Genomic DNA, 22,850 nt, shown 5'->3' on the forward strand with positions numbered 1-22,850 from the left:
TAGGCCATGCTCATGCGAGCGAGTTGTCCCGCCCGCCATGCTGGGGCCCATGACCATGGCGCCGACCACCGGCCTGACGGACCTCGTACGCGAGAGCCTCGGCGACCCCCTCGCCGAGATCGCCGACCAGCACGTCGACCTCCTCGACTCCGGCCCGGGGGCGTTGTCGACGACCTCGCTCCACCGCGTGCGCGGCACCACGACCGGCGGCATGAGCTGGTCGTTCTTCGTCAAGGCGATCCACGAGATCAGGCACTCGCCCGGGTACGCGGACATCCCCGAACCGCTGCGCGCCACCGCGCTCGCGCACTTCCCCTGGCGGGCCGACGCGGACATCTACCTGGCCCGCCCCCGGCTCCCCGGCGGGCTGCGCCTGCCCCGGATGTACCGGCTGGACGACCTGGGCGACGACCGGCTCGTCATGTGGCTGGAGGACGTGCGGGTCGCGCCCGCCGCCTGGGACCTGGACCGCTACCGCGCCGCCGCCCGCCGGCTCGGCGACCTGGCCGCCGCACAGCCCGTCGCGGGCCGTACGTCCGCGCCGCGCGAGCCGCTCAACCGCGGCCTGCGCTACTACTGCGGGGGCCCGCTCGCCAACCTGTTCCTGCCCACCCTGCGCGACCCGGCGACGTGGCGGCACCCGCTGATCGCCGCGAACGCCGACCCCCTGCTGCAGGCCGACCTGCTGGCCCTCGCCGACCACATCGACCCGCTGCTGGACGCCCTGGACCGCCTCCCCCACACCCTCGTCCACGGCGACGCGAGCCCCTCGAACCTGCTGATCCCGGCCGACGGCTCGGCGGAGTTCGTGGCCATCGACTGGAGCTGGCCGTACCCGGCGGCCGTCGGCTTCGACCTCGGCCAGCTCCTCGTCGGCCGCGCCCACACCGGCGAACTCGACCCCGCAGACCTGCCCGCCGTCCACGAGACGATCGAGGCCGCGTACACCGCCGCGGTGGCCGGCCTCGCCGACCCCGCCGAGGTCTCCTTCGGCTACGCCGCCACCCTCGTGCTGCGCAGCGCCTGGACCGCGATCCCCTTTGAACGCCTGGGCCAGGCGCCCACCCCCGAGCTGCACGACCTGTTCCGCAAGCGGGCCCGGCTCGCGCGGTTCGTCGTCGACCTGGGCCGCTCCCTGCTCCCTTAGACGCGCCGCCGCTGTCGTCACGGCGAAAGGATCGCGCTCGCGCCGCGCAGCAGCTCCTCACGGAGCTCGTCGTCCGGGACGTCCGGGAGGTGGCTGATCGGGTCGGTGGCGGCGGCGAACGCCTGGGCGGCCCGTACGCGGCCGCGCCAGTCCGGATCGGGGCCGGCCAGCAGCTCGACGGCCCGGCTGGTGACGCCCGCCACGCGCGACATGACCTCCGTGGTCTCGTCGCCGTGGACGGAAGCGTCGCGGAGCAGCAGCACCATGGTCTCGCGGTGGCCGAGCATGACGTCGACGCAGCCGCCGAGCACGCGTTGCCGGACCTCGGCGAGGGTGGGCGCGGCGGCGGCGTCCTGGATCGCGGCGTCGAGCCGGTCGATCGGTGGCCGCACCACCCCGATTGCCGACCGTCCGGTCGGTAGGCTAGCGTCCCGGCCGGTAGGTCGGCTCCGTGTCCTGGCGGCGCGACACCATCGCCCCCACCTGTAAGACGTTCGCCACGGGCGCGGCGCTCGTGCTGGCCGGACGCGGCGAGGTGGACCTGGAGGCCCCGTGGCCCTACTGGCCCGAGTTCGGCAAGGACGAGATCACCGTACGGACGCTGCTACCGCGCCGGCCTGCCCACTCTGGACACCCACCCCATCACCTGGGAGGACCTGCGCGACCGACCCCCATCACCGACGCCCTCGCGGCCGCCGCCCCCGAATCCCGCAGCCCGACGGGATCGACCAGACCCTGCGGGTGCACACCGCCTTCGGCTACGTCGCCAACCGCGGCTCAGAGCTGCTGGAAGGCGGCGACTTCCGCGTCCGCTCCCTGATCGAGGCGCTGTACTCCGCCCTGGACGACGTTCGATGACCGAGCCGGGCGGCCGGCCGGAACCCGGCCGCCCCTGCTCATTTCCTGAAAAGACCTACCGGAAGCCGGATCGCTCCCTCAGTGGGCCGCCTCGTACTGCTCCACGACAGTGGCGGCGATGCGGCCACGCTCGCTCACCGGCAGCCCCTGAGCCTTCGCCCACCGCCTGATCTCAGTGGACTTCTCACGGGTGACGGCCCGCGAAGTGCCGGCGCCACCGCGCCTGCCGCGAACACCTCGCTCGGCGCGGACCGCGCGAGCCTTGGTGATAAAGGGAGCGAGAGCCTTCTCCAGCTTCTCCCGGTTAGAGCCCGACAGGTCGATCTCGTAGCTGGTGCCGTCGAGAGCGAACCTTGTGGTCCCCTCGGCGTCACTGCCGTCGATGTCATCGACAAAGGACTCAACAATGCGTTTCGCCATGATGCTGCTCCGATTACGTTATGGTTGCAGGTACTGTAGCCCCCTTCAGCAGATCACGCACCTCCTTGCGGCGCCGTGCTGACACAATCGAAGTTCACGATCGGATCTCGCTCTACAACGCCTTTCGCTGTTGTGACGCGGTTTTCGCGCTTCTCGTGCCCGGCATTCACCGGCGCCGCCCCGGCGCACGGCCGGGCACGGAACACATCAGGGCCCGACCTGCGCGAGGCTCGCCCAAAGACCTGCACGAGATCCCTTCTGCCCTTCTCACCAGTGATAAGCCATCCACAACCGGCGACCTCCCCGGCGTCGCGGGCCTACGGCCGCCATCCCGCCTCCTCCCGCGCACAGCGCGCTCCCGCGAGCGCGAGACGCCCTTGCCCCGGACCGCCCGTACCCGCGCCGATCCCGCGCCCCGGCTCCGCTGTCAGCAACCTAGTCGCAAGTACGTCCGTCCCGCGGTCAATAGCTATGAATCCGCTATGTTGAAGTTCGATTCAAAGGTTTGCCGGGCCATATCAGGTATTGGCCAAGAACCGCAACTCGATCCTGGCGCATCGCACCGACGTTTACCAGATTCGCATCCGCCGGCTCAGCCGGATCCGCCCTTTACAAAGTAGATTTCCAGTCGTTTCGGGCGGCGCGCCCGAAAGCCGCCCGAAACGATCATGGTTGACGGCAGCGTGGCCGTTGAGCGGGAAGCGGTGGAACCTGCGCCGGGAGCCCGGTACGGTCTTCCGCTCTGACGGGCCTACTCTCGAAGTATGGGAGGGAGGCCATTATGGTTACCGAGATCATCCTGGGTTTCCTCGCGGCCATCGCCATATTGACCGGGTTCGGGGGCGTCAGGATCGTCAATCAGGTCGAGCGCGGCATCGTGTTCCGCTTCGGCCGGGCGCAGAAGGAGATCCGCCGGCCGGGCGTCACCTTTCTCATCCCGGTGGTGGACCGGCTGAAGAAGGTCAACGTCCAGATTGTCACGATGCCCGTGCCCACGCAGGAGGGCATCACCCGCGACAACGTGTCGGTCCAGGTCGACGCCGTCGCCTACTTCCGCGTCCAGGACCCGCTGCGGGCGGCCGTCGAGGTGCAGAACTACCTGTTCGCGGTGGAGCAGGTGGCCCAGACGTCGTTGCGCTCCATCATCGGCAAGAGCGAGCTGGACGATCTGCTCTCCAACCGCGAGGAGCTGAACAAGGGTCTCGCACTCATGATCGACAGCCCGGCGCTCGGCTGGGGCATCCACATCGACCGCGTGGAGATCAAGGACGTGCAGCTGCCCGAGTCCATGAAGCGCTCCGTGGCCCGCCAGGCCGAGGCCGAGCGGGAGCGCCGCGCCCGCGTGATCACCGCGGACGGGGAGTTCCAGGCCGCCCAGAAGCTCGCCGACGCCTCCGCGATCATGGCTCAGACGCCGAGCGCCCTGCAGCTGCGGCTCCTGCAGACGGTCGTCGAGGTGGCGGCCGAGAAGACGTCCACGCTGGTGATGCCGCTGCCGGTGGAGGTGCTGCGCTTCTTCGACCGGGGCACGCAGGGTTCCGCGGCGCGGGAGGGGTCGAAGGAGCCGGTCGCGGCAGAGAAGAGCGTGCCGCCTGCGCAGCTGCCGCCGCCGTCCGACGAGCTCACCAAGATCCTCGGCCTGCACGAGACGGCGAACCGCCCCGATTCCTGACCTCCGACCGCCGTCATACCGCCGCCGCGTTGCCACCGTCACCGCCACCAGCACCAGCCGGCACCACGCGTATCGGGGGCGTAGGGCGAGCCCTCGCAGCCGCTGCCGGTCGTGTCCGGGGCGAGTCGAAGCCTCGGGGAGAAGCTCAGGCGGCTCGGACGGCGAGGCCCGGGTAGTCGAGGACGAGGCCGGACCCGTCGTAGACCAGGCGGCAGGCGACGTCGAAGACCGGCGCCGCGTAGTCGTAGCGCTGCCGCCCCTCCTCGTCGGGCAGCCGGGCATAGCGCTGCTCGAGCCGCTCGACGGCCAGATCGGCGGCCCGGACGAAGGCCGCCGGAGCCGGTGAGGCGGCGCCGACGCCGAGGCGCATCCGGTGCACGGGGAACGCGTTGGTCAGGGCCGACGACTCGAGGTCGACGTCGAGGCAGCCGTCCAGCCAGGACGCCGACGCGCCGTCCACGCGCCAGCGGCCCGCGCCGTCGGTCTCCAGGAGGATCTGGCGCCCGCCCTCGGCGGAGCGGCTCGCGAGCCGGGCCGAGCGGGTGGCCCAGCTCGCGTCGAGCTCGATGACGTAGTCGACGACCCAGGTGCGCCCCTCCTCGACCGCGGTCGTGCACCCCTCGGCCCGGTGCCCGTCCGGCAGCGGCCGGAAGTGGACCACCTCGAAGCCGGTGCGGGCGTCGAGGTGCCGCCAGGCCGCGGCGCCGGGCGGTGGCGCGAAGGTCGTCATGGCCGGATCATGTCATCGCCCACCGACAAAAAAAGCTCGTCAGCCGGTGGACAGGCGGCGCAGGGTCTGCTCGGCCGCGCGGGTCATCTCGGCGGGCACGCCGAGGACGTCCAGGTAGGCGCCGGTGTCACGCATCTCCATGGCCCGCCGTACGGCATGCGTACGGGTGCCCGTCAGGAACCGGTCGATGACGGCCTGCCCGTCACCCGCGAGCTGCTTGGCGATCTCGCCCCTGATCCAGTCCTCATCCCCGGCCGCCCGCCCCGCCGCGACGGCCTCGCAGACCACGGAGGCCAGCCCCTTCATGAACACGCTGCGCAGCAGCTTGCGGGCCATGGCCGCACCCGGAGGCCCGTCGAGGACCTCCACGGAGACCTCGCGCGGGCCGCCGAGCGGGCGGACGAGCCGGGCGAGCGCCTCCGCCCCCGGCCCGCTGGCCAGCAGCGGCACCAGGTGCCCGTGCAACGGCACCGGGCCCAGGATCGCCACGTCGGCGAAGCCGGCGCGCTCGCCGACCATCCGGCCGAGCCGCTCCATGACCTCCGGGGAGGCCGAGGTGAAGTCGGCGTAGCAGGCGCCGGGCGCCAGGTGGGGCAGGCACTGCTCGGCCACGGCGGGAGCCGCGGCGGCCCCGGTCAGGACGAGCACGTACGCGGCCTGTTCGACGGCCTCCCGCAGGGTCGCCGTCCTGGTGACGCCTTCGGGGGTGGGGGTGTCGCCGGGGTCGTACCCGAGCACTTCGTGCCCGGCGGCGGCGAGCGCGGCGGCATAGACGCCGCCCGCCTCGCCCAGTCCGATGACGGCGCAACGCATGATCAATCTCTTCAGTCCTCTTGTGTCTGAACCATGGCTAAAGGTCGCTCGCCCGGCCGAGTGCCGCGGCGGCGCGGCGCAGCTCGGGCACCCAGCCGAGCATCTCGCTCTCGGGGTGGCGCTCGGCGGGGCCGGAGATGCCCACCGACGCCATGGGGTGGCCGTCCGGGGCCGGCACGGGGGCGCTGATGCCCGAGCTGCCGAGCACGCGTTCGTTCATGGAGAAGTGGTAGCCGCGTTCCCTGATCTGCTGCAGCTCGGCCCGCAGGTCCGCCTCGCTGACCGGCTTGCCGCCGGCGGTGCCCAGGTCGCGGACCTCGGCCATCAGGGCGTCGAGCTCGTCGTCCGGCATGGCGGCCGCGAGCACCTTGCCCGCGCCCAGGTGCAGCGGCAGCCGGCGGCCGATGGGGAGCTGGTAGCGCAGCGGGTCGGCGCCGTCGACGCGGGCGATGACGATGCGCTCCAGGCCCGACCTGATGTGCAGCGTCGTGGTCAGGCCGGTGGTGGCGGCCAGCTCCTGGAGCACGGGAGTGGCCGCGCGGCTGAGGCCGTCGGTGACGAGGAAGCCGTGGGCGATGGACAGGGCGGCCGGGCCGAGGTGGTAGGCCTGCTGCCCGGCGACCACGAACCCGCGCCGCTGCAGCACCCCGAGCAGGCGCAGCGTCGTGGCCGGGGACAGCCCGGCCCGCCGCGCGACCTCCGACAGCCGCAGCGGCTTGTCGCTGCGCTCCAGCACCTCGATCACGTCGAACGCGCGCTCGACCGAGCGCATGGACGGCTGCGGCTGTCCGGCGGTCATCGGCGGAACCCTTTCTCGCACGCGGATGAACCTGTCGTCACGCGGATTCAAGGATGGCAGCCCGTTTGCCCTCCTCGGTCACGAAGACGGCCTCGGCGGCCCGCGCGACCCGCTCGGCCTCGGCGAGCGGGACGACGACCACGCCGTCGGCGTCGCCGAGGATCAGGTCGCCCGGCGCGACGGCGACGCCGCCGACCGCGACGGTGCGGCCGAGGTGGCCGGGCCCGTTCTTGTACGGCCCCGCGGGCGTCACCGCGCGGGCGAAGACGGGCATGCCCATCTCCCCGAGCCCGTCGGCGTCCCTGACGGCCCCGTCGATGACGAACCCGGCCACGCCCTTGTTCTTGGCGCGCTGCCCGATCAGCTCGCCGATCAGCGCCCGGGACTCGTCGCCGCCGCCGTTGACCACGATGACGTCGCCGGGTTCGACGACGTCGAGCGCCTGGTGGATGAGCGCGTTGTCACCCGACCGGGTCCAGATGGTGAAGGCGCGCCCGGCCACGCGGGCGCCCGGCCAGATGGGGCGGATCCGGGAGTCGAGGACGCCGAGGCGGTCCATGGCGTCGCCGATGTTGGCGGTGGGCAGGGCGGCCAGCCGGGCCAGCGCGTCCTGGGAGGTCTCGCTCATTGAGGGCGCCTTTCAGCTCTTGGTGTTGCGGACGAGGGGGAGGGCCTGCTTGACCGTGGTCTCCTGGTCGGCCCAGTACGTGCTGTAGTCCTGGCCGGACTTGTAGGCGGTGGCCAGGCCGAGGTCCTTCATCTTGGCGACGACCGCCGGGTCCTCGATCGCCTTCTTCAGGGCCCCTTCGAGCTTGACGCGGACCGCGTCGGGCAGCCCGGCGGGCGCCGAGTAGCCGCGGGCGGTCGCCGCCTCGACCTGGTAGCCCTGCTCGGCGAAGGTCGGCGCGTCGGGCAGGAACGGGCTCCGCTCGGCCGACATGACGCCGAGCACCTGGATCTTGCCCTGGGCGACGAGGTCCTTGACGTCGCTGACGTTGCCGACGTACACCTCGACGTGCTTGCCGAGGAAGGCGGCGACGGCCGACGCCGCGCCCTCCGAGAAGTGCACGGTGGCGAACTCGGCCCCGGTCTTCTGCTGGATGTCGGCCAGGGCGAAGTGCTCGCCGGTCTGCACCCCGGTCGTGGTCGCGGTGACGCTCTTCGGCTTGGCCTTGACGGCCTCGATCAGGGCTTTCAGATCCTTGTACGGGCTGCCGGGCGCGACCCCGACCAGCATCGGGTCGAGCACCTGCATGCCCAGCGGCAGGAAGCTCTGCCGGGTGTAGGTGGCGCCCCGGCTCGGGTCGAGGGGCGAGACGACGACGGACGGCGAGCCGGTGGCGCCGATGGTGTAGCCGTCGGGCTTGGCCTTGGTGAGCGCGGTGTAGCCGATCTGGCCTCCGGCGCCCGGCTTGTTGAGGACTTCGACGTTCGTACCCAGCTCCTTCTCCAGGACGGGTGCGACCACGCGGGCCGCCGCGTCGACGGCCGCCCCGGGCGCGAACGAGACGATCAGCGTGACCGGCTTCCCCTTGCGCGGCCAGGCGTCCGCGCCGCCGCCGGGCTGCTGGGCGCCGCACGCGGCGAGCGCCGTCGCCACGGCCACGGCCGTAGCTGCGATCTTGACTTTCACGATGGCTCCTCTTTCGGGGGGTGGTGGCCTCAGGCCTCGGGGTCCTCGGCCAGGACGGCGGGCTTGCGCAGCCCCAGCAGCCGGCTCAGCAGCGGGCTCGCGGCGATGGCGAGCGCGATCACCAGCAGGACGACGCAGATCGGACGGGTCAGGAAGACGGTGAGGTCGCCTTGCGACAGCTCCAGCGACTCGCGCAGGGAACGCTCCATGAGGGGCCCGAGCACCAGGGTGAGCACCAGGGGCGCCAGGGGGATGTCCAGGCGGCGCAGCACGAGGCCGAGCAGCCCGAAGGCGACCATGACGAACACGTCGAAGACGGAGAAGTTGATCGTGTACGCGCCCACGACCATGAACGTGAGGATCAGCGCGGTCAGCACCGGGTACGGGATGCGCAGGATCGACGTCCACACCCGGACCAGCGGCACGTTGAGCACCAGCAGGATGACGTTGCCGACGAACAGGCTGGCGATGATCCCCCAGGCGACGTCGGCGTGCTCGGCGAACAGGGTCGGGCCCGGCGTCAGCCCCTGCTGCAGGAACGCGCCCATGAGCACGGCGATCGTCGGTGAGGCCGGGATGCCGAGGGTGAACAGGGGCACGAGCGCGCCGTTGGCGTGCGCGTTGTTGGCGGTCTCCGGCCCCGCGACGCCCTCCACCGCGCCCGACCCCAGCTCGGCGCGGTGCCTGCTGAACCTGCGCTCCGCGCCGTAGGCGAGCAGCGAGGAGACCGAGCCGGTCATCCCGGGGACGAGCCCGAGCGCGAACCCGATCCCGGTGCCCCTGGCGATCGCCGGGACGCTGCGCCGCAGGTCGGCGCGGCCCGGCAGGAGCGCCCGCAGCCCGGGGGCCACCGTCTGGGCGGTTCCGCCCCTGGCCGCCACGAGGATCTCCGACAGGCCGAAGAGCCCGATGATGACGGCGACGAAGCTGATGCCGTCGAGCAGGCGTTCGCTGCCGAAGGTGAACCTCGGCGCCCCGGCCACCGGGTCGATGCCGACCATCGAGATCAGCAGGCCGAGCACGCCGGAGATGAGCGCCTTGGTCATCGAGCGGCCGGCGAGCGCGACGAGCAGGGAGATGCCGAGCACCATGAGCGCGAAGAACTCCGGCGGCCCGATCCGCAGGCCCAGGTCGCCGAGCGGCTTGGCGGCGACGACCAGGCCGACGGTGGCGACGGTGCCGCCGACGAACGAGCCGAGCGCCGCGATGGTGAGCGCCACTCCCGCGCGGCCCCGCTTGGTCATGGCGTAGCCGTCGATCGTGGTGATCGCGGAGGCGGCCTCGCCCGGGGTGTTGAGCAGGACGCTGGTGATGGTGCCGCCGTACTGGGTGCCGTAGAAGATGGCGGCCAGCATGATGATGGCGCTGGTCGGGTCCAGGTTGAGGGTGAGCGGGATGAGCAGCGCCACCCCGGCGACGGGCCCGATGCCCGGCAGCACTCCGATCAGGGTGCCGAGCAGGCAGCCGATGAACGCGTACAGGAGGTTCTGCGGCGACAGGGCCGTGGCGAGCCCGCCAAGCAGGTCGGCCAGGACGTCCATCACAGGCCCCAGCCGGCCAGGAGGGGGAGCGCCGACGGTGGCAGCTGCACCATCAGCCCCTGGTCGAAGCCGTGGTAGACGCCGACGCTGCCGGCGAGGGAGAGCACGAGCGACAGCGCCCAGCTCCGGCCCGCGCGCCACTTGAGGTGGAACATGAGGAACGCGAACACGCTGATCTGGTAGCCGGCCAGGTCCATGACGGCCGCGAGCACCACCAGGCTGCCGAGCACGGCGGCGGCGTGGCCCACGTCGGTGCGCTCGGCCGGGCCGCCCTCCCCCGCCCGGGCCCGCCGCGTCTGGGCGGCCCAGGCCAGCGCGAGCAGCCCGAGCGCGATGGCCAGCACGAACGGGAAGAACCCCGGCCCGGGACCGAACGAGGTCCACAGGCCGAGGCCCAGGGACTCGACGGCGACGTAGAACGAGAGCGCGACGAGGACCACCTGCGCGCCCGCTCTCAGCCTCGCGTCGGAAGCTCGCGCGGCCGCGGCGTGGTCGTCTGGAGCGGGGGCGGGGGCGTGCTCGGCGAACGCCTGTTCATGGCTCATGGGGGTGTTGCCGCCTTCCAGTCTTTTCACACAGTGAAAAGTCTTTCCATTTCATGACAAGCGTGCTGGGAGGCGGGCGGGCGTGTCAAGGGTTACGGGGAGGTTTCCACCGATGACCGGACGGTGACGTAACGCGTCAGGCGGTGACACCCGCGTCGACGGAGATGGCCGCGCCCGTGATGGCGCGGCCCCCGTCACCCGCCAGATGGGCGACGGTGGCGGCGATGTCGTCGGGCGAGCAGTAGCGGCCGAGTGCCGTGTGGCGCCGCTCCTCGTCCGCGTCCGGCCCGTCCGCCGGGTTCATCTCGGTGTCCGTGGATCCGGGGTGGACCACGTTCGCGGTGATGCCGCGCGGCCCCAGGTCCCTGGCCAGCCCCTTGACGAGCCCGGTCAGCGCCGACTTGCTCATCGCGTACGCCGTCCAGCCGGGATAGGGCACGCGTTCGGCCAGGCTGCTGCCGATGAGGACGATCCGGCCGCCGTCCCGCATGTGCCGCGCCGCCGCCTGCGCCAGCACGAACGAGGCCCTGGGGTGGACGGCCAGCAGCCGGTCGACCTCCTCCAGCGTCACCTCCTCCAGCGCCCCGTACGGCGCGATGCCCGCGTTACCGACCACGACGTCCAGCCGGCCCAGCTCGCGGACCGTCCGCTCCACGGCCGCGACCAGCGCCCCGGCGTCGGCGGCCTCCACCCGCAGCCCGAGCGCCCGCCCTCCGGCCGCCTCGACCTCCTTGACGATCGCCGCCGCCCGGTCGCCCGCGCTCCGGTACGTGAGAGCCACGTCGAACCCGTCACCCGCCAGCCGTCGTGCGACCGCCGCGCCGATCCCCCTGCTGCCCCCGGTGACCAGGGCGACTTTCCGTGTCATACATGCCTCCCGAACTAACCGGAATCAATTCCGTTTCAACGTAACCGGAATTGGTTCCGCTTGACAAGGGGTGCCAGGATGGGAGCCGTGACACGCGAGCGCACCGACGCGGCCCGCAATCGCGCGAAGATCCTCGCCGCCGCCGAGGGCATCGTGGCCGCCCGCGGCGTGCAGGGCCTGCAGATGGCGGACGTGGCCGCGGCCGCCGGGGTCGGCGTCGGCACGCTCTACCGGCGCTTCGGCGACCGCTCCGGGCTGGCGTACGCGCTGATCGACCGGCGGGAGCGCGAGTTCCAGGCGGCGTTCATCGAGGGGCCGCCGCCGCTCGGCCCCGGCGCGGAGCCGGCCGCGCGGGCCAAGGCGTTCCTGCGGGCGCTGGCGGACCGGACGGTCGAGCAGCTCGACCTGCTGCTCATGGCCGAGACGGCGAGCCCGCTGGCCCGCTTCGGCGGCGCGTACGACGCCTACCACGGCCACCTGTCCATGCTGATCGGCCGGCTCCGCCCCGGCGCGGACGCCCACTGCCTCGCCGACGCCCTCCTCGCGCCCCTGGCCGCCCCGCTGCTGGCCCACCGGCTCGGGGAGACGGGCATAGAACGGGTGAAGTCCGCCCTGGACGACCTCCTGGACGGCCTCGCCGGCTGAGCCGTCCGTCTCCTCGAAGTTCGCCGCTTGCCCGACTATTCACGCCTGAGACAGGCGCGCAGCCGGCGGCGAGACCACCTTCGCCACCACGGCCGAGCTCCTGGTGACCGAGGCCGAGGCGGTGCCCGCCTTCAGACAGATGCCGGACAGCCGACTGCGTCCCTTTCTCCACCAGGAGACGGGACGCAGTCGGCGGCGTGCCGCTTCTCGATGCGGACCGGCGGTCCGCCCGGAGGCGTCAACGCCGATGTAGGGACATCGTGCCCAGCATCACGCAGGCCAGGCCGCATGCGACGATGACGATCCCCGTGATGACGTTGTTGATGATCGTCCCGGCGCTGGCCGTGTGCGGAGGCAGCACCCACGGGGCGATGATCGTCCACACTCCGATGACCGGTACGACGAACGCCAGCCCGTGGATCCGGCCGTACGCCGCGGCTATCCCGGCCGCCAGCAGCGCCAGGGCGATACCGGTGATCAGATTGTTGACGGTCAGGGTCGAGCGCCCGAAGAACCCCACCACCCATGGCGAGATGGCGAGATAGAGACCGCTCAGGAACGTCAGCCCGCTGACGGACTGTCCCGACGGGCTCTGCGCAGCCATGTCGTACTGAGCTCTCAGGGCCGCTATGTCTGGGTGCTGACCCATGTCTAGTTTCGGATGGAGTGGACTATCAGCCATGTCCCACACCACCTTCCCCATACCGCGTGGAGGTTTGAATACGTAACCCCTTCCCCCACGGTCACGCCAACGCGCCCGCCCGGGTCAACCTTTCCCCAAATCGCTTGGGGCGCCTATGACGGTGAGCAGCAGCCGTCCGCGCAACCGTCCGGCGCGGCGCCGGCGGGCACGGCGCAGCAGGCGTCCCCGCGCCAGGCGCCGCGCCCTTCCCTGACCGCGACCGCGGCGATGACGAGGGCGGCGATCGGGTCGGCCCAGGACCAGCCGAAGGCGCTGTTGAGCGCGAGCCCGGCCAGGAGCACCCCCGACAGGTAGGTGCACAGCAGGGTCTGCTTGGAGCCGGCCACGGCCGAGGCCGAGCCCAGCTCACGACCGGCGCGGCGCTGGGCGTACGACAGGAACGGCATGACGACCAGGGACAGGGCGGCCAGGATCAGGCCCGGGGTGGAGTGCCCGGCCTCCCCCGCGCCGAGCAGGGAGCGCACGGCGTCGACGGTGACGTAGGCGGCCAGGGCGAAGAAGGAGATCGCGATGACGCGCAGCGCGGCCCGCTCGCGACGTTCGTGGTCGGCGGCGGAGAACTGCCAGGCCACCGCGGCGGCGGAGGCGACCTCGACGATCGAGTCCAGCCCGAAGCCGATGAGCGCGGTGGAGGAGGCGATGGTCCCCGCGGTGATGGCGACGACGGCCTCGATCACGTTGTAGGTGATGGTGGCGGCGACCAGCAGCCGGATCCGGCGCCGGAGCACGGCGCGGCGGGCCGGCGCCGGGCCCAGGCTCTGTGCGGTCACGCCGGCTTCTCCCCTGCCCGGGCGGGGCGCAGGGTGACCGCGTGGCCCGTGGCGGCCAGCAGCTGCTCGGCGGAGGCCAGCAGGTCCATCAGCTCGGGCCGGGTCAGGGAGTAGAACGACTGGCGGCCTTCGGCCCGATAGTCCACCAGGTCGCAGTCGCGCAGGCAGGCCAGGTGCTTGGAGACCGTGGACTGGGCCAGCCCGAGCTCGGCCGTCAGGTCCACCACGCGCGCCTCGCCCCTGGCCAGGCGCTGCACGATGCGCAGCCGGGTCTCGTCGGCCAGCGAGTGGAACAGCGCCGCCGCCGGCGGGACCCCGGCGGCGATGTCGGTGCTGACACAGCGGCCACCGTCAGTATCAATCGCCATATCGCGATGATAGCGCCGAATCGCGATCGCAGTAAGCGCTGGGCACCGCCGGCAAGCTCGCCGTCACGATCCGAGCGAGCAGGCGGCCCTGGTGGGCAGGGGTCCCTCATGCCGGAACTCCCCGACGTGGAGGGCTTCCGCCAGGTGCTGTCGGAGCACACCGGCGAGCCGATCAGGGCCGTACGCGTCCGCGACCCCGGGGTCCTGCGCGGCGTCGGCGCCGGGCGGCTTGCAGCCGCGCTGTGCGGGCACCGGTTCGAGCGGCCGCGGCGGCACGGCAAGTGGCTGATCGCGCCCGCCGGCGGGCCGGTGCTGATGCTGCACTTCGGCATGACGGGCTCGCTGTCCTGGCACTCCCCCGAGGAGCCGTGGCACCGGCACGACCGGGTCGTCTGGCGGTTCGACGACGGCGAGCTGCGCTACCGCGACATGCGCAAACTCCAGGGCATCCGCCTCGCCGACGACGAGGCCCAGGCCGAGCGGGTGCTCGGCGGGCTCGGCCCGGACGCGCGCGAGGTGTCGTACGCGTGCTTCGGCAGGCTGCTGTCGGGCCGCCGGGGACGGCTCAAGCCGGCCCTTCTCGACCAGGCGTTCCTCGCCGGGCTGGGCAACCTGCTCGCCGACGAGATCTGCTGGCACGCCGGCGTCAATCCCCTGCGCGCCGCGGGCGGTCTGGACGAGGCCGAACGCGCCGCGTTGTACGGGGCGATGCGCCGGGTCCTGCGCGTGTCGATCAGGGCCCGATGCGTGCCCGCGCGCGACACCTGGCTGACCGGGGCCCGCGACGAGCCCGGCGGCCCCTGCCCGCGCTGCGGCACGCCCCTGTCCCGCGGCCGGGTCGGTGGCCGCACGACCGTCTGGTGCCCGGGCTGCCAGCCTCTGTGAAGGCATGAAGCTTTCACCGGGCACGCGCCGCCGACCTGCCCGGACCCGCGCGACGCGGACGATCTCGTTGACGGCCGTTCCTGACCTCGAGTCCACTGGAGCGCAAGCCCTCTGCCGGCCCTTCCCCCAGGAGGCAAGGCATGAAGCAGGTCCTGGCCGTGATGCTCGCCGCCGTCACCCTCACCGCGGCCGCGACGGGCGACGGCTCCCCCACCGACGCCAACATCTCCTTCACCGGGCGGTGGGACACCTCCACCGCCACCGCGTACGTGCCGTACTGGGCGGGCGCCTATTTCACCACCGGTTTCACCGGCAGGACGGTCAGGCTCAACCAGCGCAACACCATCGACCTGTACTACAGCATCGACGGCGGCGCGTGGGTCTACATCCAGAACGTACGCGGCGCCGTCAACCTCACCCCCACGCCGCTGGCCGCGGGGAACCACACCTTACGCGTCTCCTACCGGGTCGTCGCCGGGTCCTACCACGGCGACGCCGTCTTCCAGGGCCTCGTGCTCGACCCGGGGGCCACGACGTACGCGGTCGCGCCCCCGTCCAAGCTGATCGAGTTCGTCGGCGACTCCATCACCGTCGGCACGACCACCTCCAAGAACGCCCTGACCGCGTACGGCTGGCTCATCGGCGAGCGCCTCGGCGCCCGGCACACCCAGATCGCCCAGGGCGGCGCCTGCCTGGTGGCGACCGCGGACGGCTGCGTCGGCCTGGAGGCGCGCTTCCCCAAGCTCAACCCCAACGCCGCCACCCCGGACTGGAGCTTCTCCCGCTACCAGGCCAACGCGGTCGTGATCAACCTGGGCACCAACGACGTGGGGCACGGCGTGAGCACCACCACCTTCCAGGCGTCCTACACGCACCTGCTGCAGGAGGTGCGGGCGGCCTACCCCGGGGCGGCGATCTTCGCGCTGGAGACCTTCACCAAGCGGTACGCCACGCAGACGCGGGCCGCGGTCACCGCCCGCAACTCCGCGGGCGACGCCAAGGTCTACTACGTGCCCACCGAGGGCTGGCTGACCAGCGCGAACATGTCCGACAACGTCCACCCGAACGACAGCGGCCACGTGGTCATCGCCGATCGCCTCGCGCCGATCATCAGCGCCAGGCTCTGAGGGCCGGCTCCCGCCCGGCGAGCAGGCGGGCGAGGCGCGCCGGTCCCGGCGGCGAACTGGATCCGGGCGCCCGGCCGGCGATCGGGGACGCTCAGGCGGTGGCGGGATCGTCGTCGAAGCTGGCGTAGTAGGCGGCGGCCATGTCCTCGTCGCCGTGGCCCTGGGCGGCGGCACGCTCGAAGCGCGCGGCGCCGGCGGCGGCGACGTCGAGGCGGACGCCGTGCTGCTCCCCCGCCTCGACGATCAGGCGGGCGTCCTTGGCGGCGGTGGTGACCGCGAAGCTGGGCGGCGTGAGGCGGTCCTCCAGCACCAGGCCGGTCTTGGCGCGCAGGTAGCCCATGTCCAGGGGGCCGCCCTCGATGGCGTCGAAGAAGCTCCGCGGGTCCACGCCCAGCGCCTTGGCCAGGGCCAGGACCTCGCCGCCCGCAGTGGTGGCGGCGAGGACCCAGCTGTTGGCCACGAGCTTGAGCCGGGTGGCGCCGGCGGCGGCGCCGTCCTCGCCGGTCCACACGGTGCGGGAGCCGACGGCGTCGAACACCGGGGTCACGCTCCGCCGGCTCTCGCCGGGTCCCGCCGCCAGGACGAGCAGTTGCCCGCCCTCCGCGGGCTGGCGGGTGCCGAGCACGGGCGCGTCGTAGAAGACCAGCCCGTGCTCGCGGGCGAAGGCGGCCAGCTCGCCGATCGCGTCGAGGCCCGCGGTGGTCGACTGCACCCAGGCGGTGCCGGGGCGCAGGGCGGGCGCGGCCTGCCGCATCACCTCCAGCACGGCGGCGCCGTCGTAGAGCATGGTGAGGACGACGTCGGCGTCGCGCACGGCGTCGGCGGGGGTGCCGGCGACGTGCACCCCCTCGGCGGCCAGCGGTTCGGCCTTGTCCCTGGAGCGGTTCCAGGCGCGCACGGCGTGCCCGGCGCGGGCGAGGTTGCGGGCCATCGCGGCACCCATGATCCCGGTGCCCAGAACGCTCACGGTGAGGTGGTCGGTCATGACGTCGCCTTTCGCTCTTGTCGTGCTCCGGCTGGTCATCGCCGTCCCCATGGTAGGCGCCTGCCGGGAGGTCAGGATTCGCGGAGGTCGCGCAGCGCGGCCACCAGCCGGTCGACGTCCGCCGCGGACGTGAACAGGGCGGGCGTGACGCGGACGGCGCCACCGCCCGACATGCCCGTCCGGGCGACGGTGAAGATCCGGTGCTCGCGCATCAGGCGGTCGGCGAGGGCGGTGTTGGCGGCCTCCGTGGTGAGCCCGCGCAGGCGGAAGGCGGTGATGGCGCCGTACGCGCCGGGCTCGTCCGGGGTGAGGATCTCCACGTTCGGGAGGTCGCGAAGCGGGCGCACCCAGCGGTCGCGCAGGAACCGCAGCCGGGCCTGCTTGACCCGCGCCCCGAGGGCCTCGTGGAAGTCCAGGGCGGCCTCGACGGTGAGGAAGGGCGCGACGTTCATGGTGCCGGAGTGGACGCGCGAGCGGAGGTCGGTGGCGGGGTAGGTCTCGTCGGCGTAGAGCGGGTCGATGTCGCCCAGGCGCTGCTCGCGGACGTAGAGGAAGCCGGCGCCCAGCGGCGCGCCCATCCACTTGTGCAGCGAGAAGACGGCGAAGTCGGCGTCGAGGTCGGGGAGGGTGAAGTCGAGCTGCCCCCAGGAGTGCGCGGCGTCCACGATCACGTCGACGCCCCGGCCGCGGGCCATGGACACGATCCGGCGCACCGGCGTGACCAGGCCGGTGCGGTTGTTCATGTGGCTGAGCAGGAGCAGCTTCGCCTTCGGGTGCTCGCGCAGGGCGCGCTCGTAGGTGTCCAGCACCGCCTGGCGGGTCGCGGGCTCGGGCATGACGATCCGCGCGACCTCGGCGCCACGCCGGTCCTTCAGCCAGTTCATGGCGTACTGGCCGCTGTGATAGTCCAGGTCCGCGTACATCACCTGGTCCCCGGGGCGCAGGCGGCGGTAGCCGGAGATCAGGCTCTGCAGGGCCTCGGTGCCGCCCCGGGTGAGCGCGATCTCGTCCCGGGTGACGCCGAGCAGGCCCGCGAGGCGATCGCGGACCCTGTCGGCGGCGGCCTTGTACGTGGTGCGCAGCAGGTGCGAGTTCTGCTCGTTGAGCAGGTCCACGTTGCGGTGGTAGGCCTGCCGTACGGGCTCCGGCATGACGCCGTAGTAGCCGTTCTCCAGGTTGACGAAGTCCGGGCTCACCCGGAACCGGCGGGCGACGGCGGCCCAGAACTCCTCGTCCCGGGCCAGCCGCTCGGCGGTGACGCCGCGCGGGACGGCCGGCGGCCCGGCGACGGCCAGCGCACCGAGCCCGGCGACGACCCGGCGTCTCGACACGGTCATGGCAGACCTCCACCACCTGACGTCAATGGGAAACGCGAATCCCCAGTGTGGCGTCGGCCGCCGCGCAATGCGGGTTCATTTCCCCGTGTCGGCGGGAGGTGCGGCGGATTGCCCCGCACTCTCCATAAAGCGCCCCACGGCTTTACCGGAATCTTTGAATTCTCCGGGCGCGACCGGCTGCCTCGCGGGCATTATCACCGGTGATGCTCACGACCCTGACCACCCGTTGCCGCCGTCCGCCCGGCCGGCCGGCGGCGCATGCGGTGCTGGCGCTCGTGCTGCTCCTCGGCGTGGTGTTCGCCCATGGCGGCGCGTGCGCGGCCGTGGAGCTGTCCGAGCCGGTCGCCCACAGCGTCGACCTGAAGGACACGGCCGTCTACAGCGCGCGATGCCTGCACCGCGAGCTGCCGCCGCGCCACCAGCACGGCACCGAGCAGGACTGCTCGGCGACCAACCCGGCCGACACGCCGATCTTCGCGGCGATGTCCACGGCCTCCTCCGCCCCGTCGGCGCAGGCCGCCGCGGCGGCGACGACAGTCCCGGCGCGCGCGGCCCGGGCCGCCGCGCCGTATACCGAAAATCTCTGCGTGATGCGCATATAGGACCGCGACGTCCATCAGCCGTCCCATATCCGTCCGGATTCGCGGCCATTTGACCATGCCGCGAATCGCGCCACTCACTTCGGGGATTCACCAATGTCATCACCAGCTACTTTCGCGCGCCCGCAGAAGACGCCGCCCGCCGGTTTCTCGTCGCTTTCCCTCGCCGTCGGCAATACGCCGCTGGCATTCATCTCAGAGCCGTTCGTACCGGGAGGAGGGTTCTGGGCCAAGCTGGAAGGGTTCAATCCGGGCGGCATCAAGGACCGCCCGGCCCTGCACATGGTGCGCCAGGCGCGGGCCCGCGGGGACCTCCGGCCGGGGGCGACGATCGTCGAGTCCACCAGCGGCACCCTGGGGCTAGGCCTGGCGCTGGCCGGGATCGTCTTCGGCCATCCGGTCGTGCTGGTGACCGACGCCGGCATGGAACCGCTCATGTGCCGGCTGCTCTCCTCCTACGGCGTACGCCTCGAGATCGTCCGCGAGCCGCACCCGGCCGGCGGCTGGCAGGAGGCCCGCCGGGAGCGGGTGCGGCGCCTGCTGGCCGACATTCCCGGCTCGTACTGCCCTGACCAGTACAACAACCCGGACAACGCCGACGCCTACGCGGGGCTCGCCCACGAGTTGCTGAGCCGGTTGCCGCACATCGACACGCTGGTGTGCTCCGTCGGCACCGGCGGGCACAGTGCCGGCATCCACGGCGTGCTGCGCCGCCACTTCCCCCGGCTGAAGCTCGTCGGCGTCGACACCGTCGGCTCGACCATCTTCGGCCAGCCCGCCCGGCCCCGCCTGATGCGCGGGCTCGGCTCCAGCATCCATCCCCGCAACGTCGCCTACGACGCCTTCAGCGAGGTGCACTGGGTCAGCCCGGCCGAAGCGGTCTGGGCCTGCCGCGCCCTGGCCGCCCGCCACTACGTCTCGGGCGGCTGGAGCACGGGCGCGGTCACCCTGGTGGCCCGCTGGCTGGCCCGCACCGCCCCTGACCAGACCGTGGTGGCGATCTTCCCCGACGGGCCGTGGCGCTACTGGAACAGCATCTTCGACGACGACTACTGCCACGCCAACGGCCTGCTCGGCACGGTCCCGGCCGACGAGCCCGACCTCCTGCGCGAGCCGGCCGAGCGGGAGGTGCACCGCTGGACGCGCTGCGCCACCGTGACGGACCCGCTGGCGGGCCGGCGATGAGGGACACGCTGCGGCAGTTCCGCTCCTTCGACCGGCCGATCCAGCTCCTGCAGATCAACCAGGCGGGCATCAACCTCGGCTTCTACATGCTCATGCCCTACCTCGCCCAGCACCTCTCGACCGGCGCCGGCCTGGCCGCCTGGACGATCGGGCTGGTCCTGGGCCTGCGGAACCTGAGCCAGCAGGGCATGTTCCTGATCGGCGGGACCCTGGCCGACCGGCTCGGCCACAAGCCGATGATCATGCTCGGGTGCGCGCTGCGGACCGTCGGATTCGCCCTGTTCGGGCTGACCACCTCGCTGCCCCTGCTGGTCCTGGCCGCCGCCGTGACGGGCTTCGCGGGCGCGCTGTTCAACCCGGCCGCGCGGGCGTATCTGGCCTGCGCGGCCGGGGAGCGCAAGGTCGCCGCCTTCGCCGTGTTCAACGTCTTCTACCAGGGCGGCATCCTGCTGGGCCCGCTGGCCGGCCTCGCCCTGCTGCATACGGGGTTCACCGCCGTGTGCCTGGCCGCCGCGGCGATCTTCGCGGTGCTGACCGTCCTGCAGGGACTGTGCCTCCCGGCCCGGCGTCCTCCCGTGCGGGAGGAGCGGCAGCCGGTGCTGCGGGAGTGGCGGCGGGCGTTCGGGGACCGGGCGTTCGTGTCCTTCGCCGCGGCGATGATCGCCTCGTACGCGCTGTCGTACCAGATGTATCTGGCCCTGCCGCTCGAGGTGCAGCGCCTCGGCGGCGGCGAGGCCGGGGTGATGGCCCTGTACGCCCTCTCGGCGCTGCTCGGCATCGCCGGCCAGGTCCGCCTGACCGCCTGGAGCTCGGCCCGATGGACCCGAGGCCAGGCGATCAGCCGCGGCCTGGCGCTCATGGGGGTCGCCTTCCTGCCGCCCGCGGCGCTCGCCCAGCTCGCGCTGGCGCCGGGGTGGGCGATGGTGCCCGTCGTGTCATGCGTGCTCCTGCTCACGCTGGGCACGCTGGTCGCCTTCCCGTTCGAGATGGCCACCATCGCCGACATGGCGGGAGATCGTCTGATCGGCACCTATTACGGCCTGTACAACCTGCTGTCCGGGCTGGGGATCCTGGCCGGCAACCTCGTGGCCGGCGCCCTGGTGGACACGGCCCGCTCCACCGGGTGGGCCGGCCTGCCTTGGCTGCTCCTGGCCGTCGCGGGGCTGGCCTCCGCCGCGGCGGTCGGGCGGCTGGACCGGCGCGGCCGGCTCTCCCCCACCGGCCGGACCGCCGCGCTCGGCGACCGGCCGCAGGCGGCATCGGGGCGGTAACCTGCCAGGGCACACCTCTACAAGGCCGCCGCCGGCAAGGACGCGTTCGTCGCCGAGGCCATGCGGGCCGCGCTGGACGAGGCGGGCGACGTCTCCGCGGCCGTGCAGCGCTTCGTCGGCACGGTGACGCCGGCCGGGCGCACGGCACGCTGCCGCCGGCCCGCGCTCTCGTCCGGATGGCGGCCTGCGCGCCGGGCCCGGGCCCCGCCTCGTTCGCCCTGGCCGCCGGCGGGGTGACCGGGCGCCGCGCCGCGCCCGGTCGGGCGGCTGGCCGTCAGCGCTCGATGAACACCGGGTTGGAGTAGAACCACAGGTCGGCCCACGGGTCGGAGCCGTGCGGGTCGGGCTGGGGCTCGAGCTCGTCGGTGTTGGTGCCGCGGACGCGTACGTACATGGGACCGTCGATGTCGCGCAACGTGTGCCGGACGACGATCTCGTCACCGTCGCGCCGCCACTGGCCGGCGCCGTAGCGGGCCTCGACCTTGGTGGTGGGGTTGGTGTCGGAGGAGCGGTCCTTGGCCGGGCCGGTGACCCGGCCGGTGACGATGTCGACCCGCTTCACCTGCGGGCGCTCGCCCTTGGCGTTGGCCGTACGGGGCACGCGGAAGCGGACCTCGACCTCGGCGTCACGGTCGCGGCCGCGCAGCGTGAGGGTCTCGCCGACGCTGACGGTGTTGCCCTCGGCCTGGCCCTGCGCCTGACCGGCGCGGGAGACCGTGAGGTCGAGCTGGTCGATCAGGTCGCCGATGACGACGAAGATCCGGCCGCTGCGCAGCCCGTCGAGGATGTCGGCGTAGTCCCAGCCGGCGTGCACGTACGTCTTGGAGTACTCGCCCGGCCAGAAGTCGCTGCCGCCCTCGCTGTAGTGCCGGTGGGAGTCGGACGTGGAGGTGATCCACCAGCGGCGTCCCTCGCCCAGCAGCGAGTCCCACAGGCCGCCGAGCCGGGCGGTCATCTGGTCGAAGCCACCCATCGTGGGGTAGTTGCCGTAGCCGCCGCGCTCGCCGTCCGGGTCGATGCTGCCGTCCTTCCTGAGCGAGCCGGCCTGGTGGCCGGGGGCGCCCTCGAAGCCGTGCGCGATCTCCGGCGCGGTGTCGTTCCAGTTGCGGAACTCCGCGGGGGTGTCCTGGCCGTAGACGCCCAGCCCGGTGGCGGAGCGGGCGGGGTGGTTGGCGAACAGCAGCGGCTTGTGCGGGAGCTGCCGCATCACGCGCAGCGCCTCCAGCATCTTCTGCTCGGTGTCGAACGACGGGTCCGCGGGGAACGGGTCCCGCTTGGAGAAGCGGCTCTCCAGCTGGAAAAGGATGTCGCGCTCGGTGGACACCTTCGGGATGATCAGGCTGGAGTGGTCGGCCGCGGGCGTGTCCAGCTCCATGCCGTAGAACTGCAGCACCCGCGGCACGGACCGGCGCGCCTCCAGCAGGCTCGGGTACCTCTGCTCGGCGTCCAGCTTGGAGTGCAGCGGGCCCCCGTGGTCGGTCGACACGATCCAGGCGAGGCCGAACTGCTGCGCGTGCGTGGCGTTGACCGACAACGGGTAGATCGCGTCCCCGCCGATGATCGGCTTGGGCGGGGTGGTGGAGTTGTCGTACCCCACGCTGAACTCGCTGTGCACATGGTGGTCGCCGGGCAGCCAGCGCCGGCGGCCCGCGCCGGGCCGCCGGTCGTCGGCCCAGGCCGGACCGGTCAGGCCGCCGACGGCGACCGCGCCGACCAGTCCACCGGTGACGGCGAGCAGCCGCCGTCGTGTCACGAGCTCGTTCTCTGGAGAAGCGGACATCGAGGATAGTTCCTCTCAAAAGGGCGCTATAGGTCCGCACGAGTCCATCCGTCACACGTGACGCGCCATCAACGGGTCCCCGGCCTCGAGAAGAACAGTCGGAGACCGGCGGCTGCCCGATTCAGGTCTTCCCGAAGGCGGGCATTGCGGTCTACGTTCTCCTAATGCC

24 protein-coding genes are annotated in these 22,850 nt (G+C 72.5%); 8 read left to right on the forward strand and 16 right to left on the reverse strand.

What is annotated here, in order from left to right; translation table 11 throughout:
• Positions 1 to 49 precede the first annotated feature (49 nt).
• Positions 50 to 1,147, forward strand: coding sequence for a phosphotransferase (locus H4W80_RS17415; RefSeq protein WP_192786054.1), 1,098 nt, complete (start codon positions 50 to 52; stop codon positions 1,145 to 1,147).
• A gap of 17 nt (positions 1,148 to 1,164) precedes the next feature.
• Here the strand turns inward: H4W80_RS17415 and H4W80_RS17420 are convergent, their stop codons facing one another.
• Together H4W80_RS17420 and H4W80_RS17430 are read right to left on the reverse strand one after the other, a co-directional pair.
• Positions 1,165 to 1,539, reverse strand: coding sequence for a hypothetical protein (locus H4W80_RS17420; RefSeq protein WP_192786055.1), 375 nt, complete (start codon positions 1,537 to 1,539; stop codon positions 1,165 to 1,167).
• A 544-nt stretch (positions 1,540 to 2,083) separates the two neighbouring features.
• Entirely contained in the window at positions 2,084 to 2,425 is a 342-nt protein-coding gene (locus H4W80_RS17430) for a histone-like nucleoid-structuring protein Lsr2 (protein ID WP_185077364.1), read from the reverse strand.
• Positions 2,426 to 3,206: 781 nt separating this feature from the next.
• On the opposite strand from H4W80_RS17430, the gene H4W80_RS17435 reads away from it, so the two are divergent.
• Entirely contained in the window at positions 3,207 to 4,097 is an 891-nt protein-coding gene (locus tag H4W80_RS17435; protein WP_192786057.1) for a slipin family protein, read from the forward strand.
• 145 nt (positions 4,098 to 4,242) lie between these two features.
• Here H4W80_RS17435 and H4W80_RS17440 read toward each other — a convergent pair whose 3' ends face one another.
• The 8 genes from H4W80_RS17440 to H4W80_RS17475 all read right to left on the reverse strand — a co-directional run bounded on the left by H4W80_RS17440 (position 4,243) and on the right by H4W80_RS17475 (position 11,026).
• The gene (locus tag H4W80_RS17440) at positions 4,243 to 4,827 is read right to left on the reverse strand and encodes a putative glycolipid-binding domain-containing protein (RefSeq protein ID WP_192786058.1); all 585 of its coding nucleotides are present in this window, start codon (positions 4,825 to 4,827) and stop codon (positions 4,243 to 4,245) included.
• Between the two features lie 39 nt (positions 4,828 to 4,866).
• Complete coding sequence (locus H4W80_RS17445) at positions 4,867 to 5,640, reverse strand: NAD(P)-dependent oxidoreductase (protein WP_225963497.1); 774 nt, start codon at positions 5,638 to 5,640, stop codon at positions 4,867 to 4,869.
• Positions 5,641 to 5,677: 37 nt separating this feature from the next.
• Positions 5,678 to 6,439: an IclR family transcriptional regulator gene (locus tag H4W80_RS17450; RefSeq protein WP_225963498.1), complete on the reverse strand. Its 762-nt coding sequence runs from the start codon at positions 6,437 to 6,439 to the stop codon at positions 5,678 to 5,680.
• Positions 6,440 to 6,476: 37 nt separating this feature from the next.
• Positions 6,477 to 7,067 (reverse strand): RraA family protein, encoded by a 591-nt coding sequence (locus H4W80_RS17455; RefSeq protein ID WP_192786059.1) that lies wholly within the window; start codon positions 7,065 to 7,067, stop codon positions 6,477 to 6,479.
• 12 nt (positions 7,068 to 7,079) lie between these two features.
• The gene (locus tag H4W80_RS17460; RefSeq protein ID WP_318786915.1) at positions 7,080 to 8,072 is read right to left on the reverse strand and encodes a tripartite tricarboxylate transporter substrate binding protein; all 993 of its coding nucleotides are present in this window, start codon (positions 8,070 to 8,072) and stop codon (positions 7,080 to 7,082) included.
• A gap of 29 nt (positions 8,073 to 8,101) precedes the next feature.
• Positions 8,102 to 9,613: a tripartite tricarboxylate transporter permease gene (locus H4W80_RS17465; RefSeq protein WP_192786060.1), complete on the reverse strand. Its 1,512-nt coding sequence runs from the start codon at positions 9,611 to 9,613 to the stop codon at positions 8,102 to 8,104.
• Entirely contained in the window at positions 9,613 to 10,188 is a 576-nt protein-coding gene (locus H4W80_RS17470; RefSeq protein ID WP_192786061.1) for a tripartite tricarboxylate transporter TctB family protein, read from the reverse strand. The genes H4W80_RS17465 and H4W80_RS17470 overlap by 1 nt, the downstream gene beginning before the upstream one ends.
• A gap of 106 nt (positions 10,189 to 10,294) precedes the next feature.
• Positions 10,295 to 11,026: an SDR family NAD(P)-dependent oxidoreductase gene (locus H4W80_RS17475; RefSeq protein ID WP_192786062.1), complete on the reverse strand. Its 732-nt coding sequence runs from the start codon at positions 11,024 to 11,026 to the stop codon at positions 10,295 to 10,297.
• 78 nt (positions 11,027 to 11,104) lie between these two features.
• Between H4W80_RS17475 and H4W80_RS17480 the strand changes: the two genes are divergently transcribed.
• Positions 11,105 to 11,671: a TetR/AcrR family transcriptional regulator gene (locus tag H4W80_RS17480; protein WP_192786063.1), complete on the forward strand. Its 567-nt coding sequence runs from the start codon at positions 11,105 to 11,107 to the stop codon at positions 11,669 to 11,671.
• Positions 11,672 to 11,909: 238 nt separating this feature from the next.
• Here the strand turns inward: H4W80_RS17480 and H4W80_RS17485 are convergent, their stop codons facing one another.
• From H4W80_RS17485 to H4W80_RS17495, 3 genes are all read right to left on the reverse strand, one after another.
• On the reverse strand, positions 11,910 to 12,275 hold the full coding sequence (locus H4W80_RS17485) for an SPW repeat protein (RefSeq protein WP_225963499.1): 366 nt from the start codon (positions 12,273 to 12,275) through the stop codon (positions 11,910 to 11,912).
• A 191-nt stretch (positions 12,276 to 12,466) separates the two neighbouring features.
• Positions 12,467 to 13,144 carry a cation efflux transmembrane domain-containing protein gene (locus tag H4W80_RS17490; RefSeq protein ID WP_192786065.1) on the reverse strand — a complete coding sequence of 226 codons (678 nt, stop codon included), beginning with the start codon at positions 13,142 to 13,144 and terminating at the stop codon, positions 12,467 to 12,469.
• A complete protein-coding gene (locus H4W80_RS17495; RefSeq protein WP_192786066.1) occupies positions 13,141 to 13,512 on the reverse strand; it encodes an ArsR/SmtB family transcription factor in 372 nt (123 codons plus the stop codon). The genes H4W80_RS17490 and H4W80_RS17495 overlap by 4 nt, the downstream gene beginning before the upstream one ends.
• Positions 13,513 to 13,620: 108 nt before the next feature.
• On the opposite strand from H4W80_RS17495, the gene H4W80_RS17500 reads away from it, so the two are divergent.
• Both H4W80_RS17500 and H4W80_RS17505 read left to right on the forward strand, forming a co-directional pair.
• Positions 13,621 to 14,397 (forward strand): Fpg/Nei family DNA glycosylase, encoded by a 777-nt coding sequence (locus H4W80_RS17500; protein WP_192786067.1) that lies wholly within the window; start codon positions 13,621 to 13,623, stop codon positions 14,395 to 14,397.
• Between the two features lie 140 nt (positions 14,398 to 14,537).
• Positions 14,538 to 15,524, forward strand: a complete 987-nt coding sequence (locus H4W80_RS17505; protein ID WP_192786068.1) for an SGNH/GDSL hydrolase family protein — start codon at positions 14,538 to 14,540, stop codon at positions 15,522 to 15,524.
• A 91-nt stretch (positions 15,525 to 15,615) separates the two neighbouring features.
• On the opposite strand, the gene H4W80_RS17510 is transcribed toward H4W80_RS17505, so the two are convergent.
• Both H4W80_RS17510 and H4W80_RS17515 read right to left on the reverse strand, forming a co-directional pair.
• A complete protein-coding gene (locus H4W80_RS17510; protein ID WP_192786069.1) occupies positions 15,616 to 16,509 on the reverse strand; it encodes an NAD(P)-dependent oxidoreductase in 894 nt (297 codons plus the stop codon).
• Between the two features lie 71 nt (positions 16,510 to 16,580).
• Positions 16,581 to 17,846, reverse strand: coding sequence for an aminotransferase class V-fold PLP-dependent enzyme (locus H4W80_RS17515; RefSeq protein ID WP_192786070.1), 1,266 nt, complete (start codon positions 17,844 to 17,846; stop codon positions 16,581 to 16,583).
• Between the two features lie 203 nt (positions 17,847 to 18,049).
• Between H4W80_RS17515 and H4W80_RS17520 the strand changes: the two genes are divergently transcribed.
• From H4W80_RS17520 to H4W80_RS17530, 3 genes are all read left to right on the forward strand, one after another.
• Positions 18,050 to 18,448, forward strand: a complete 399-nt coding sequence (locus tag H4W80_RS17520) for a hypothetical protein (RefSeq protein ID WP_192786071.1) — start codon at positions 18,050 to 18,052, stop codon at positions 18,446 to 18,448.
• Between the two features lie 93 nt (positions 18,449 to 18,541).
• Positions 18,542 to 19,630 (forward strand): PLP-dependent cysteine synthase family protein, encoded by a 1,089-nt coding sequence (locus H4W80_RS17525; RefSeq protein WP_192786072.1) that lies wholly within the window; start codon positions 18,542 to 18,544, stop codon positions 19,628 to 19,630.
• A complete protein-coding gene (locus H4W80_RS17530) occupies positions 19,627 to 20,901 on the forward strand; it encodes an MFS transporter (RefSeq protein WP_192786073.1) in 1,275 nt (424 codons plus the stop codon). The genes H4W80_RS17525 and H4W80_RS17530 overlap by 4 nt, the downstream gene beginning before the upstream one ends.
• A gap of 274 nt (positions 20,902 to 21,175) precedes the next feature.
• Here the strand turns inward: H4W80_RS17530 and H4W80_RS17535 are convergent, their stop codons facing one another.
• Positions 21,176 to 22,681 carry a CehA/McbA family metallohydrolase domain-containing protein gene (locus H4W80_RS17535; protein WP_192786074.1) on the reverse strand — a complete coding sequence of 502 codons (1,506 nt, stop codon included), beginning with the start codon at positions 22,679 to 22,681 and terminating at the stop codon, positions 21,176 to 21,178.
• Positions 22,682 to 22,850: the final 169 nt, after the last annotated feature.

The organism is Nonomuraea angiospora, assembly GCF_014873145.1.
Classification (GTDB): Bacteria; Actinomycetota; Actinomycetes; order Streptosporangiales; family Streptosporangiaceae; genus Nonomuraea; species Nonomuraea angiospora.